Genomic DNA, 14,228 nt, shown 5'->3' with positions numbered 1-14,228 from the left:
ATCTCTAAATGGTGTTACCAAACACAACAGATTTTGTGTGCCCTGGTGGTGGAATTGGTAGACACAAGGGATTTAAAATCCCTCGAATTTCGATTCGTGCCGGTTCAAGTCCGGCCCGGGGCACCATTTATTTGCGACACTAGCTCAGTTGGTAGAGCGCAACCTTGCCAAGGTTGAGGTCACGAGTTCGAACCTCGTGTGTCGCTCCAATTTAAGAGAACCTCGTGCCCTAGCCGGTCGCGTCGTTCCAATTTAAGAGAACCTCGTGCCCTAGCCGGTCGCGTCGTTCCAATTTAAGAGAACCTCGTGCCCTAGCCGGTCGCGTCGTTCCAGTTTCCTGCTTTCAAGTAGAAAACTCAGTAGCGCTAGCTACAGAAATATGGCGCGTTGGCAGAGTGGCTATGCAGCGGATTGCAAATCCGTGGACCTCGGTTCGACTCCGGGACGCGCCTCCATAATTTCAAATATGAATTTGCGACACTAGCTCAGTTGGTAGAGCGCAACCTTGCCAAGGTTGAGGTCACGAGTTCGAACCTCGTGTGTCGCTCCAAATTCTTAAAATAACCAGCTTTCGAGCTGGTTTTTTTGATCTTGAATGTCTAAAGAATTAGCGGATATAGGCGGCATATAAAGGCTCCCATAGTGTGGTGCGGAATTGAACAGAATTTAGTCGGCAACTTAGAAGTGTAACGCACTAGAATAAAGTTGATTGAATTCATGCTGTTCTATTGAGCTTTTGGGATAATTAGTGGTGTTGCTTGAGTGTGTGTTGCTTAATAAATAAGCAAAAAATAGTCTTGCCACTACGTAAAATTTTGGTAATATTGGCCGCAATCTTGGCCTGTAGCCAAAAGTGACGCGCAAGCGCATCCCGCTGATGATGTCTTGCGTATAGTAGGTACTAAATAGAGTCGCTATTTAGTAGATGGGATAGTAAATGTCATGGACACTCACTTTAGTGAGGCTGACATCACTCAAAGGCACCCAACATGAAAAATAATCAATCTCCTGTCAGCTGTGTCGTACCAAACTGCAGTGTTATCACCGAACCTTGATCGTTCGATCCCCTAGCAAATCTATTTGATTCTAACGCGACTGTTAGCGTTAGTGTCGATCCCCCTGTTTTATCAGTGCTTCTGTTGTATGCGCTGCTGTTTATCCTATAGGTAATTAAATGAGCTCTGCTTTCGAATTCGAAATGTCTTCACTTGAGAAGGCCTTCCCATTTGCGGTGCCGCAAACCGATGGTTTGTACGATCTTTCTCCTGACCAAATTTTGCTGGACCAACAGCAGCATGAATCTGAAGTGCGGTCTTACCCACGACGCATACCTATCGCGATTAAGCGTGCCTATGGTGCGCTTGTTGAAGATACTCGTGGGCAAATCTTTTTAGACTGTCTAGCCGGTGCAGGAACGTTAGCGTTAGGGTATAACCACCCAGAGATTAACCAAGCTCTTAAGGCGCAATTGGACTCTGGTCTGCCATATCAGACCTTAGACATCACCACTGAAGCGAAAGATACGTTTATCAAGCGAGTCAAAGCGTTTTTGCCTAAAGAGTTTTCCAACAACTCTGCGATTCAATTTTGTGGACCTTCTGGTGCCGACGCGGTTGAAGCGGCGATCAAACTGGCGAAGCAAACCACGGGTCGTAACACCATGTTTGCGTTCCGTGGTGCTTACCATGGCATGACAAACGGTACGATGGGCATGATGGGTAATCTTGGTACCAAAGCGCGTCGAACTGGTTTGATGTCGGACGTACACTTTATGCCGTTCCCGTATGATCTACGTTGCCCATTTGGTTTAGGCGGCGAAGAAGGTGCTAACGCAGGCATTCGCTATATCGAACGCTTACTCAATGACGATGAAGCTGGGATTATGAAGCCTGCCGCAATCATTGTTGAGCCAGTCCAAGGGGAAGGGGGGGTGATCCCAGCTCCTGTGCAGTGGATGAAAGAGTTGCGCCGTATCTGTGACGAGCACGAAATCCTACTTATTCTGGATGAAATCCAATGTGGTGTGGGTAAAACTGGCTATCGCTTTGCGTTTGAAGAAGCTGGTATTGCACCTGACATCTTGTGTTTGTCCAAAGCCATTGGTGGTGGACTGCCGATGTCTTTGTTGGTGTTTAAAAAAGAGATTGATACTTGGAATGCTGGCGAGCATACGGGCACGTTTCGCGGTAACCAATTAGCGATGGTGTCTGGTGCAAAAGCGCTTGAGATCATCGAGCGTGACAGTTTGGTTGAGCACGCTAATATTGCGGGTAATTATTTACGCATGGGTCTTGAAAGTATTCAAAGCCGAGTGAACTGCATCGCTGATGTACGTGGTAAAGGTTTGATGCTTGGTGTCGAGATTAAAAACACGCAAGGCAAGCTCAATAAATTTGGTGAGCCTGTTGCCGATGGCGAGCTTACGCTTGCCATTCAACGTGCTGCACTTGAGCGTGGCCTAATGGTTGAAAAAGGTGGGCGCAATGGATCGGTATTGCGATTTTTGCCACCACTTATCATAAGTTTCGAACAAATAGACTTTGCATTACGAGTGGTAGAGCAAGCGATTCTAGCGGCAGGTGGTGAGTTAGTGGCACCTTCAGCGGCGCACCAAGAGTGGAAAAAACACTTTATTCAAACTGGCGAAAGAGGCGCAGACGAATTTGCTAAAGTGATGCGTCATACGACTCAGAAACTGAAACAGGTTTTTGAAACCGTTGACAAACCATACTCAGGTATTGACCCTAAAGCGTTGGAAGCAGCCATAAATCAAGTAGACTTGGATTCTCACAATTTCGATTTGCAAGACGTGGTCAATGAAACCGCTGATTTAGTGGTTAATCATTCTATCTTTACGCAGCACCCAAATTGTATCGCGCATTTACATACACCACCGTTAATGCCTTCTATCGTGGCTGAGTCGATCATTGCAGTGCTAAATCAATCCATGGATTCATGGGATCAAGCATCAGCTGCAACGTATGTTGAACAAAAAGTGGTTGATTGGTTGTGCGAAAAGTACGAGATGAGTACGGGGTCGGACGGCATCATTACCAGTGGTGGCACACAATCTAATCAGATGGGATTGCTGCTAGCCCGTGACTGGATTGCTGATCATACAGATGGGCACTCAATTCAAAAGCTGGGTTTACCTGATTACGCACATAAATTACGGATTGTCTGCTCTGAAAACGCACACTTCACCGTGCAAAAATCTGCATCGTGGATGGGGCTAGGGGAAAAGGCGGTATTAACCGTTCCTGCTAACCAAGACGGTACGATGAAGGCAGAACTGCTTGAGTCAGTTGTTGCTAACGCAAAAGCAGAAGGCTTGATTCCATTTGCTGTGGTAGGTACAGCTGGTACGACCGACCACGGTGCTATTGATGATCTCGACACAATCGCTCAAGTCGCTTCTGTGCATAATTTATGGATGCATGTTGACGGAGCTTACGGCGGCGCGTTGATATTTAGCCAAGCTAAGCCTCGTTTAAAAGGCATTGAAAAAGCGACGTCGATTAGTGTTGATTTTCACAAACTGTTTTATCAAACAATCAGTTGTGGCGCACTATTAGTAAATGACAAATCGAACTTCAAGTTCTTGTTGCACCATGCGGATTATCTGAATCGCGAACACGATGAGTTGCCTAACTTAGTGGATAAGTCGATTGCTACAACTAAGCGATTTGATGCTCTCAAAGTGTTTATGACGATGCAAAATGTAGGCGCACACGAGTTGGGTCGCATGTATGACCATCTGTTAGATCAGACACTGCAAGTTGCAGAGCTCGTTGATCAAAACGAACACTTTGAGCTGTTGGCAAAACCAAGCTTGTCGACAGTGCTCTTTAGAGCGACACATGGATCAATGGATTCGTTGGATGCACTGAATCAAAACGTTCGCATCCAAGCATTGGTGCGCGGCGTAGCAGTACTGGGTGAAACCGTCATAGCGGGTAAAACAGCCCTTAAATTAACGATTCTTAACCCCTGTTTGACTCTGTCAGACTTTGAACAATTATTAAACGACATCGATGCGTTAGCTCTTGAACTGAACGCTTCTTGAGTGAACAAGTATAGGAAATAAAAAACATGGCAATTCTTCAAATTGGTGCGGGCGGCGTTGGTTGGGTTGTAGCGCATAAAGCGGCGCAAAACAACGACGTACTGGGTGATATTACAATCGCGTCTCGTACAGTGTCGAAGTGTGAAAAAATCATTGAATCAATTAATAAAAAGAACAACTTAAAAGATTCAACTAAAAAACTAGAATCTCGCGCAGTAAACGCAGACGATGTAGAAGCGTTGGTTGCGCTGATCAAAGAGGTTAAGCCCGATCTTGTGATCAATGCAGGGCCTCCTTGGGTCAACATGACGATCATGGAAGCGTGTTATCAAGCCAAAGTAAACTACTTGGATACGTCTGTAGCGGTGGATTTATGCTCGGAAGGCCAACAAGTGCCTCAAGCGTACGATTGGCAGTGGGGTTACCGTGAAAAGTTTGAACAAGCGGGTATCACTGGAATTCTCGGTGCTGGATTTGATCCAGGTGTAGTGTCGGTCTTTGCCGCGTATGCTGTTAAGCATTTGTTTGATGAGATAGACACCATTGATGTAATGGATGTTAATGCTGGCGACCACGGTAAAAAGTTTGCTACCAACTTCGACCCTGAAACGAATATGTTAGAGATCCAAGGTGACTCTTTCTACTGGGAAAACGAAGAGTGGAAACAGGTGCCTTGTCACTCACGTATGTTGGAGTTTGATTTCCCGCTCGTTGGAAAGCACAAAGTGTACTCTATGGCGCACGATGAAGTTCGCTCAATGCAGGAGTTTATTCCTGCTAAGCGCATTGAATTTTGGATGGGCTTTGGTGATCAATACCTCAATTACTTTAACTGCATGCGTGACATTGGCCTATTGAGCCCAGATCCTCTTACCTTGCATGATGGAACTGTCGTTCAACCGCTTCACGTACTCAAAGCGCTGCTGCCAGATCCTACTTCCTTGGCTCCAGGGTATACGGGTAAAACCTGCATCGGTACTTGGGTTCAAGGGCAAAAAGACGGTAAGCCGCGTAGCGTATTTATCTACAATAATGCCGATCACGAAGTTGCTTATGAAGATGTAGAGCATCAAGCCATTTCATACACGACTGGTGTTCCTGCTATTACTGCGGCATTACAGTTTTTCCGCGGCAAGTGGGCAGACAAGGGTGTGTTCAACATGGAGCAACTCGACCCGGATCCGTTCCTAGAAACCATGCCAGAAATTGGTTTGGATTGGCACGTACAAGAGCTCGATGTTGCGCAGCCAGACATCAAAATCTTGAAATAATAAAACCCAAGACTCTGACCAAAGCCGATGCAGTGCATCGGCTTTTTCCTTACAACGACTTCTAGACATAATCCTATGAACGATACCACCTTAAAAACGCCTTATTTTATGATTGATGAGCAGAAGCTCGTCGCCAATCTTGAAAAAGCAAAGCAACTAAAAGAGCTCTCTGGCGTGAAGCTCGTATTGGCGCTTAAGTGTTTTTCTACTTGGGGGGTGTTTGACATCATAAAACCCTATTTAGACGGCACCACCAGTAGTGGTCCTTACGAAGTTAAGTTGGGTCACGAAACCTTTGGTGGTGAGACGCATGCGTACAGCGTGGGGTACAGCGAACAAGATGTAGTAGACGTTGCCGATGTTTGTGACAAAATGATCTTTAATTCGCAATCCCAGTTGGCGGCTTATCGTCATCTGGTTGAAGGTAAGGCATCCATTGGTCTTCGACTTAACCCTGGGGTGAGCTACGCTGGACAGGATTTGGCGGATCCCGCAAGAGCATTTTCCCGTCTAGGGGTGCAGGCAAGCCATATTCAAGCAGACGCATTGGCAAGCGTTGAAGGTGTGATGTTTCACATGAACTGTGAAAATAAAGATGTGGATGCGTTTATCACATTGCTTGATTCTATTTCAGAGCAGTTTGGGCAGTACCTAGATACTATGAGCTGGGTCAGTTTAGGTGGAGGTGTCTTCTTTACCTGGCCTGGTTATGACATTCCAAAATTGGCTGCGGCGCTAAAGGCGTTTTCTGACAAACATGGTGTGCAATTGTATCTGGAGCCGGGTGAGGCGATCATTACTAAAACCACCGACCTTGTTGTCACCGTGGTTGATATCGTGGATAACCATAAAAAAACGGCGATTGTTGATTCGGCCACTGAAGCACATAGACTCGACACGCTTATATATGACGAGCCTGCGTCGATATTAGAAGCTGATGAACAGGGCGAGCACGAATATGTGATTGGCTCATGTTCTTGTTTAGCGGGTGACCAGTTTTGTGAAACTCGCTTTAGTGAGCCATTAAAAATCGGTCAGCGTTTGCACATTTTAGACAGTGCGGGTTATACCATGGTGAAACTCAACTGGTTTAATGGTCTACGGATGCCATCGGTGTACTGCAAACGCAGCAATGGCGACATTGAGAAGCTGAACGAGTTTGACTACAACGATTTTAAACGCTCACTATCTCAATGGAGCGTGAGTTAGCTCTTCTAATAAAACACGCCATAACTGACAACATCTTCAGTTATGGCGCATTTGTACAACTATTAGCGGTGAGGTTTCGCAGTGAGTTAAGTTGTGATGATCACACGAGTATCCTCGCTCAGTGACTCCAACTCATTGGTAATATCGTCGATGCTAATCTGTGCGGGTATTTGTATGGCGACTTGAGCACTAAACAAGCTCGAACTCACACCACCGCCACCGGCAACGAAGACTCGGTGACAATCCATATCGACAATATGTATTCCCTGATCGTCCAGAACCTGAGTGATTTCATTGACGATACCCGCTCGATCATTCGCGTCGATGCGTAAGCTGAATATCTCACTCTTCTCATGCATTGAAGCGTTTGAATCGACGAACTGTACAACGAGATCTTTGTAGTTACAGAAGGCGTTTTTTACCGTTTCTTCATTTTGTTTTGGTAGATTAATCTTCACCACTGCCGCGACTTGATCTTCTATAAAGTTCACCTTACTTATTAGCCACTTGCCGCCATTTTCATGAGTGATTGCGGTGAGTTCTTTTATGGTAGCTGGGGTCGCCTTTCCAATAAAATTGACAATGAATGTAGTGTCCATGGTGAATTCCTCCATACAGCCCGAGTGAATGGTTTAATTTTAGGTCTATTTTTAGTGTAGAGGCTAAAAACGGCAATCGCGTGATTTGCATCAATTTTAGAGACTAATTTCGGGCATTTGAGACATCAATGCAGGTTTTTGGGCTTAAGATTCCACTCTCTAGTGCTCCAACCACTTCACATTTCGCCTATATTGAGAAGATTTAGGGTGCGAAACTGCATAGGAATCATTATCCTAAGGCAGAAATTTTAAGGAACCGAACAATGATTATTAAACCTCGAATTCGTGGCTTTATTTGTACCACTACTCATCCAGTAGGGTGTGAAGCAAACGTAAAACAACAAATCGCCTACACAAAAGCGCAGGGTAAGATCAAAAACGCACCGAAACGAGTGCTGGTAATTGGCTCATCAAGTGGTTACGGCCTTTCATCTCGAATCGCAGCAGCCTTTGGCGGTGATGCGTCTACGATTGGCGTCTTTTTTGAAAAAGAAGGTACCGAGCGTAAGCCAGGCACCGCAGGTTTTTACAACGCTGCCGCGTTTGACAAACTTGCAACAGAAGCTGGTTTGTATTCTAAAAGCTTGAATGGTGATGCTTTCTCGCATGACGCTAAGCAAAAAACCATCGATCTTATCAAGCAAGACCTCGGACAGATTGATATGGTCGTCTATTCATTGGCTTCTCCGGTTCGTAAATTGCCTGATAGCGGTGAATTGATTCGCTCGGCTCTTAAGCCAATCGGCGAAACGTATACCGCAACAGCGGTAGACACCAACAAAGACGCAATCATCGAAGCGAGCGTCGAACCTGCGACGGAACAAGAGATTGCCGACACTGTTACCGTTATGGGTGGAGAAGATTGGGAACTGTGGATAGACGCACTAGCGAAAGCGGATGTGTTAGCACCAGCGTGCAAAACGGTAGCCTACAGTTATATTGGTACTGAGCTTACCTGGCCAATCTACTGGGATGGTGCTCTAGGCCGTGCGAAAATGGATCTTGATCGCGCCGCCGCCGCTCTAAATGAGAAGCTATCAGCAACTGGCGGAAGTGCTAACGTTGCCGTTCTTAAATCAGTTGTGACACAAGCAAGCTCTGCAATTCCGGTCATGCCTTTATATATCGCGATGGTATTTAAGAAAATGCGTGAAGAAGGTGTTCACGAGGGATGCATGGAGCAAATCTATCGCATGTTTAGTCAACGGCTTTACAAAGAAGACGGTAGCGCTGCAGAAGTGGACGATAAAAATCGCTTGCGTCTTGACGATTGGGAGCTTCGCGAAGACATCCAGAAACACTGTCGTGAACTATGGCCTCAAGTGACCACTGAAAACCTTAAAGAGCTAACCGATTACGTAGAGTATAAAGAAGAGTTTTTAAGCCTGTTTGGTTTTGGTGTCGATGGCGTAGACTACGAAGCAGATGTCGATACTCAAGTTGCGCACAGCTTTATTCAAATCTAACCACATTAGCTATAAAAAAGCGGGTCTTGAAATATCAAGCCCCGCTTTTTATTGCTTATAAATCAGAAGATTAGTCGAAAAGACCTAAATTGTCTTTTGCGTAGGCTTCAAATTCAGTGCATCCACCAATATGGTCTTGGTCGATGAAGATTTGCGGTACCGTTTCAACAGGTTTACCAACTGTTTTTTCTAGATCAGCTTTAGATATACCTTCAGCATGGATATCCACATAGCGGAAGTTAAAATCGTCACGCTTTTCTTTAAGGGTTTCTGCGTGCTCTTTAGCACGAACACAAAATGGGCAACCAGGGCGACCAAAAATAACAACAAACATTAAATTTCCTTCCTATGTGGAGTGTTAACTTGCATTGTACCGATGCTCGATTCAATAGCAAAATTTGTTAAATCTATCGATGCGATAGGCAAAACCAATCTATAATCAGCCTGTACTAACACACGATATTTGAGATTATTCTTATGATGTGGGCAAGTGAGTTGGTTTACAACGGTATACTTAAAAAAAACATGTGGCGTAAACTCATTTTAACGCTGCTGCGTATTATCTTCACTGGTTTGTTATTTCATGTCACTAATAGTGTGTAATAATTGAACTAGATCAATACCTAACCAACTAAAGCTCGTCACTCTATATTGGTGTCATTCGCACAAAAGGGAGTACTATGTTTCAGTTCATGACGTCCACACGGATCATCTTTGGGGAAGGAGCGTACCAAAACTCTCTTTCTACTCTCAATCAGTTTGGTTACTCGGTACTGTTGATTACAGGCAAAGACCTGAACCGAGCCCAGCCACTCATTAACTATATCCATTCTCAAAACATGCGTTATCAGCACATATCAATATCTGCTGAACCGCAAATAACCATGGTGGAAGAGACAGCCACGCTCGCGCGAAAATTTAGACCCGATATGGTAGTTGCTATTGGTGGTGGTAGCGCTATCGACATGGGTAAAGCGCTCGCGGCACTTATACCAAACAGTGGCAGTCTATACGACTATGTTGAAGTCGTTGGTCGAAATGTACCTCTAAAAACCAAACCATTGCCATTTATTGCTATTCCCACCACCGCTAGCACGGGTTCAGAAGTCACGAAAAACGCGGTACTCAAATCCAATCAAGATCAAGTAAAAGTGAGCTTGCGAAGTCCAGACATGTTAGCGGACGTAGCCATTGTCGACCCAATGTTGACCTATGGAACCGATGCTTACACCTCAGCACGTGGTGCTTTGGATGCGTTTACACACTTAATGGAAGCGTATGTATGTGGCGAGCCCAATCCCTTGACCGATATGATATGTGAAGAGGGCTTGAGGAGGATATCTGCATCCATTGTGGCGGGATGTCGTCAAGACAATCCGCGAGCTCGCTCGGATCTCTCCTTTGCAGCAATGCTTGGAGGAATGGCCATAACCAATGCCAAGTTAGGGGCCGCACATGGACTTGCGTCCGCTTTAGGGGGGAAAATCGCTGCACCACATAGTGTGATCTCTTCAAGGCTTGCTCCTTATGTTATGCAAGAGAACATTAAAGCGGCTAAGTCTGCGGGACGAAACGATCTGTTGACACGCTACCGCACTATCGCAAAATTACTGACCGGTCGTGAAGATGCCAGTCACAGTGATGGGGTAGAGTGGGTTAAAGCCATGCTAGCCAAGCTTGATATCCCAGAGCTTACCGAATTTGGCTTGTGCGATACGTCGTTTAACTCTGTTAGCCAAGACGCAATGAAAACCGTGGCAATTAAAGGAAATCCACTCCCGCTCACCCAAGAACGCTTGGAATATATATTGAGTCAGGTGTGCCAATGTCATCAAACGTCACCCGCAAAAGATGATGTTGAAGATGCACTATCCGAATAGCTGTTGAAGACTAAATTAGACTAGGCAATTAAGCAAAAAGGAGCGTAATGCTCCTTTTTGTATAGTTGGACAAGCGAGCTTAGAAGGCAGAAATCACTCTCGCTTTACTGCACTCTACAGGATACTGCTCCTGTATCACATCAAATGTACTGCACACCATCGCGAGCGCGTTATCGTTATTCAAAACTATCAAAACGAGCACGGCGACTAGCACCAATACAGTTAATACTATTTTCATCACTGTTTTACGCTCCTTGTAATCATTGTGAATGGTTCAGTAAAGGGGAAAAGGGCAAACATAAAAAAAGGCGCTGCTGCGCCTTTTTAAGTCATTGTTTAGTAATGTGAGTCTTTGTCGTAGCGCGAGTCTTTCAAGGCGTCTTTTACGCGTCTCAAATTTTCTCTAAAGCCAGTACCACGTCGCAGGGTAAATCCAGTTGCTAGGACGTCAATGACCGTCATCTGTACGATGCGGCTTGCCATTGGCATATACACGTCAGTATCTTCTGGAATTTCCAATGTGATTGATAGTGAACTGGCTTTATCGAGTGGTGAGTCTTTCGCTGTAATAGCGATAACGGTTGCGCCATTGTCGCGCGCGAGATTGGCGATTTCTACCGTACTCTTGGTGCGGCCAGTATGAGAAATCAAGACAACCACATCATTATCGGTGCAATTTATGCAGCTCATACGTTGCATGACTACATCGTCGAAGCGCGCAATCGGGATATTAAAACGAATAAACTTATTCTGAGCGTCTTTAGCAACCGATGATGATGCTCCTTGACCAAAAAAGGAGATGCGCTTCGCCTGAGTCAATAGATCAACGGCGCGATTAACTTGCATTGGATCAAGGCTGTTTTTTGCCACATCCAAGCACGCCATGGTTGATTCAAAGATCTTATGTGTATAGGCATCTGGGCCATCGTCTTCTTCGACATTTCGATTCACATAAGGGGTACCGTTTGCAAGACTTTGTGCCAGATGCAATTTAAAGTCTGGAAACCCTTTGGTGTCTAAGCGACGACAAAATCGGTTTACTGTAGGTTCACTAACATCAGCAAGTTTTGCAAGTGTGGCAATACTAGAGTGGATTGCGGTTTGTGGAGAAGCCAATATGACTTCAGCAACTTTACGTTCACTCTTACTGAAATTCTCGAGATTCTTTTGAACTTTTTCTAATGTATTCATAGCTCTATCGGTCTTGGTCTCGGGCATATCAACCAAATACGGTAGGGCGTATAAAGCTGACGTGTATCTTTCGAGTATAAACCCAATAGCACAGTGAGGTGTAATAAAACCTAAACAATATAGGGGCTATTTACCTATAATATGACTAAGTTCAAACAAAACTTTCAGTTTTGGAAATCCAGCGATTAATTTTCCAGCATTTAGTGGCTTAACTTGCCCAGTTTTGACGTGTTACTTACCGATAAAGGAAATTTAATTTCAGGTCTTGAATGAAAGCTGTTAGTTTTTTTCATTTAACTGCACTCACTACAGAGGTTTCGTAGCTTATCCATGAAATAGCCGAACTCATGCCCCAACTCTTGTTGCTCAGTAATAATGCTGTCTAAAATCGCTTTTGTCGTAAGTGGGTTTGCCAGTACCACTCTGAATACATTAATAGATTGTTGATGATACTGATGCGGGTTTAAGGTTGTTCTTGATACAAAGGAGCGGCCATTCTCACGTTGGCGCTTTTGAAGCGCAATAGTGAAATCGTTTAGCAAACAGTTTATGCGTTGCTTTTGTTGTAAACTTGCTACACGTAATTTTTGTTGAACAAATGCTGGGACAAAACGATAGGTCAGCAAGCACAATTCAGGCTCAGTCACCAACTCGAAATCTGGATGATCTTTGATGAGTTTCGCGAAGTAGTGGGCCTTTTCGATGCTTTGATTGATCAATAGCTCATAGCCTGGTCGACTAATGATGTGCATGCTTGAATAAAGCAGCATAGCCATACCGGAACGAGAGCCCTCTAAGGTGTGGGCCCCTAGGTCTTTGGAGCCTTTACGAAGAATATACGCAGCGTGGTGTTCGACACTCGTCATATCATTGGGATTTTTGAACACCACAAGACCTGCACCCATTGGGATGTACAGCTGTTTGTGAGCATCAATTGTCACCGAGTCAGCTTGCTCAATCCCTTTTAGTAGGTGACGGTATTGATTAGACATCAGTGTTGCGCCACCCCATGCTGCATCGACGTGGAAATGGATCTGATGCTGCTGGCACACTGCGGCAATTTCGTCCAAAGGATCGACATTACCTGTTTCTGTGGTACCTGCGATACCGACAACCGCCAGTGGCCTGATGTTTTTCTGTTTTAACTCCTCAAGCTGCAGTTTAAGTGCAGGGATAGAGAGTTTGTTGTGCTCGTCGGTGTCTATTGCAATAACATTTTTTCGGCCTATGCCAAGCACGTCTGCCGATTTACTTAAAGAGTAGTGACCTCGGCTAGATACTAATATCGCAGTATCATCAAAACCGTAGTGTCGCAGTGCTGCAACCATACCATCTTGAGTCACACCACCGAATCCTCCACGAGGAGCAAACAGTTTGTTTCTCGCGACCCAAAGCGCCGTAATATTAGCAATGGTGCCGCCAGAGCAAAATGCCCCTAAGGAGTGTTGAGCGCTGTGCATCCAACGCTGGTAGAATGGGTCGTCTTGCTGATAAACAAGATTGTGCATCATACCTAACACTTGACGCTCTAAGGGAGTGAAAGCTTTACTGGTTTCGATCTTTACCAGATTTTGATTGAGCGCAATCATGATTTTTGACAGTGGCATTAGGTAATAAGGCAGTGCCGATGTCATGTGGCCAATAAAGCTTGGCGCCGCGGTATGAACCGAATGCGCCACCAGGTTATCCATTAAGTGCTCGGTATGTTCGGATACAAACTCTGGCAATTCTGGAATGTGCGCATTGGCGAATCGATGTTCTATTTCACTGAGCGGTTTTTCTTCAGCAACGATGTGCTCTTTTAGAAACTCATTAAGGTTGCCCGAGAGCTTCTCTTCGATCTGAGTTAGGGTCGAATCTGGCCCCTCAGGTATAGTGAATATCCTAAGTAGACTATCAAAGTTAACGAGAGCAGAACGATGGGTGGCATTCATAGAGCGTTTAGACTTGCTGGAAGTGAAACAAGGCGACACAATTTAGCGGAAAAGTGCTAGTTTGTCTCGCCATTTTTTGCCTAGTCGCAAGAAATTTCAGCTGCGGCAGTGACTTGACTGTTATACGCATCTAATGGTGCGGCAATAGCAGACGGGTCGCTGAGGATATCGGCGAATGCGCTGCGCAACTCATAGTTTTGCGTGTGTGGGGTGCGTTGTCGATCTTCAAAGCTTAGCTTTGCAGCGTCGCCAAGCGCATCAGAGCGTTCGGTGAGCGCCTTAATGTCTTGTTGCGATAACTGTAACCACGACTCAACGGGCAAAGCGGTATTGACCTTGCTTGATCCGCTTTGCAAGTAGTATTCAACGGCAAGTTGGTTCAATTCGAAGTGATGAATACGCTCTTCGACATACCATTGGCTCACTTCAGCGAGATCAGAGTCATGCGCAGTCGCCAGATCTGATAGCTGTTTGTACCACGAAATCGAGGCGTTTACGTAGGCTTGGTATTTATCGGTTAGGCATTGTGTATCCGCGGCGAATGAAGACGAGCTGAATACAAAAAATATGGGCAGTAGGGGCTTCCACGAAATTTTCATACAACGTTCCTTT

The 14,228-nt window shown here is 45.2% G+C and carries 11 protein-coding genes and 4 tRNA genes; 9 read left to right on the top strand and 6 right to left on the bottom strand.

Annotated elements, in window-relative coordinates; all coding sequences use genetic code 11:
• Window positions 1-39 precede the first annotated feature (39 nt).
• The 7 genes from ST37_RS08870 (at window position 40) to nspC (ending at window position 6,546) form a co-directional block, all read left to right on the top strand.
• A tRNA-Leu gene (locus ST37_RS08870) sits at window positions 40-126 on the top strand.
• Window positions 127-133: 7 nt separating this feature from the next.
• A tRNA-Gly gene (locus ST37_RS08865) sits at window positions 134-209 on the top strand.
• A 172-nt stretch (window positions 210-381) separates the two neighbouring features.
• Window positions 382-455: transfer RNA gene (locus tag ST37_RS08860), tRNA-Cys, on the top strand.
• 19 nt (window positions 456-474) lie between these two features.
• Window positions 475-550 (top strand) — tRNA-Gly (locus ST37_RS08855).
• A 624-nt stretch (window positions 551-1,174) separates the two neighbouring features.
• Window positions 1,175-4,066 carry a pyridoxal phosphate-dependent class III aminotransferase gene (locus tag ST37_RS08850; RefSeq protein WP_084885567.1) on the top strand — a complete coding sequence of 964 codons (2,892 nt, stop codon included), beginning with the start codon at window positions 1,175-1,177 and terminating at the stop codon, window positions 4,064-4,066.
• Between the two features lie 26 nt (window positions 4,067-4,092).
• Window positions 4,093-5,337 carry a carboxynorspermidine synthase gene (locus tag ST37_RS08845; RefSeq protein ID WP_084885565.1) on the top strand — a complete coding sequence of 415 codons (1,245 nt, stop codon included), beginning with the start codon at window positions 4,093-4,095 and terminating at the stop codon, window positions 5,335-5,337.
• A 75-nt stretch (window positions 5,338-5,412) separates the two neighbouring features.
• The gene (nspC, locus tag ST37_RS08840) at window positions 5,413-6,546 is read left to right on the top strand and encodes a carboxynorspermidine decarboxylase (RefSeq protein ID WP_084885563.1); all 1,134 of its coding nucleotides are present in this window, start codon (window positions 5,413-5,415) and stop codon (window positions 6,544-6,546) included.
• Window positions 6,547-6,632: 86 nt separating this feature from the next.
• Here the strand turns inward: nspC and ST37_RS08835 are convergent, their stop codons facing one another.
• A complete protein-coding gene (locus ST37_RS08835) occupies window positions 6,633-7,145 on the bottom strand; it encodes an ACT domain-containing protein (protein ID WP_084885562.1) in 513 nt (170 codons plus the stop codon).
• A gap of 263 nt (window positions 7,146-7,408) precedes the next feature.
• On the opposite strand from ST37_RS08835, the gene fabV reads away from it, so the two are divergent.
• A complete protein-coding gene (fabV, locus tag ST37_RS08830; RefSeq protein ID WP_084885560.1) occupies window positions 7,409-8,611 on the top strand; it encodes an enoyl-ACP reductase FabV in 1,203 nt (400 codons plus the stop codon).
• A 70-nt stretch (window positions 8,612-8,681) separates the two neighbouring features.
• Here fabV and ST37_RS08825 read toward each other — a convergent pair whose 3' ends face one another.
• Complete coding sequence (locus tag ST37_RS08825; protein WP_084885559.1) at window positions 8,682-8,945, bottom strand: GrxA family glutaredoxin; 264 nt, start codon at window positions 8,943-8,945, stop codon at window positions 8,682-8,684.
• A gap of 346 nt (window positions 8,946-9,291) precedes the next feature.
• On the opposite strand from ST37_RS08825, the gene ST37_RS08820 reads away from it, so the two are divergent.
• Window positions 9,292-10,491 carry an iron-containing alcohol dehydrogenase gene (locus ST37_RS08820; RefSeq protein WP_084885558.1) on the top strand — a complete coding sequence of 400 codons (1,200 nt, stop codon included), beginning with the start codon at window positions 9,292-9,294 and terminating at the stop codon, window positions 10,489-10,491.
• A 79-nt stretch (window positions 10,492-10,570) separates the two neighbouring features.
• Here ST37_RS08820 and ST37_RS19985 read toward each other — a convergent pair whose 3' ends face one another.
• From ST37_RS19985 to ST37_RS08805, 4 genes are all read right to left on the bottom strand, one after another.
• Window positions 10,571-10,729 carry a hypothetical protein gene (locus tag ST37_RS19985; protein ID WP_172400962.1) on the bottom strand — a complete coding sequence of 53 codons (159 nt, stop codon included), beginning with the start codon at window positions 10,727-10,729 and terminating at the stop codon, window positions 10,571-10,573.
• 98 nt (window positions 10,730-10,827) lie between these two features.
• Window positions 10,828-11,682: a MurR/RpiR family transcriptional regulator gene (locus tag ST37_RS08815; RefSeq protein ID WP_084885556.1), complete on the bottom strand. Its 855-nt coding sequence runs from the start codon at window positions 11,680-11,682 to the stop codon at window positions 10,828-10,830.
• Between the two features lie 293 nt (window positions 11,683-11,975).
• Window positions 11,976-13,616 carry a pyridoxal-dependent aspartate 1-decarboxylase PanP gene (gene panP, locus ST37_RS08810; protein ID WP_084885554.1) on the bottom strand — a complete coding sequence of 547 codons (1,641 nt, stop codon included), beginning with the start codon at window positions 13,614-13,616 and terminating at the stop codon, window positions 11,976-11,978.
• A gap of 80 nt (window positions 13,617-13,696) precedes the next feature.
• Window positions 13,697-14,215 (bottom strand): hypothetical protein, encoded by a 519-nt coding sequence (locus ST37_RS08805; protein ID WP_084885553.1) that lies wholly within the window; start codon window positions 14,213-14,215, stop codon window positions 13,697-13,699.
• Window positions 14,216-14,228 lie beyond the last annotated feature (13 nt).

The organism is Vibrio sp. qd031, from assembly GCF_002100145.1.
Classification (GTDB): domain Bacteria; phylum Pseudomonadota; class Gammaproteobacteria; order Enterobacterales; family Vibrionaceae; genus Vibrio.
The sequence above is the reverse complement of the archived record's forward strand: the minus strand, read 5'-3'. Positions and strand labels throughout refer to the sequence as shown.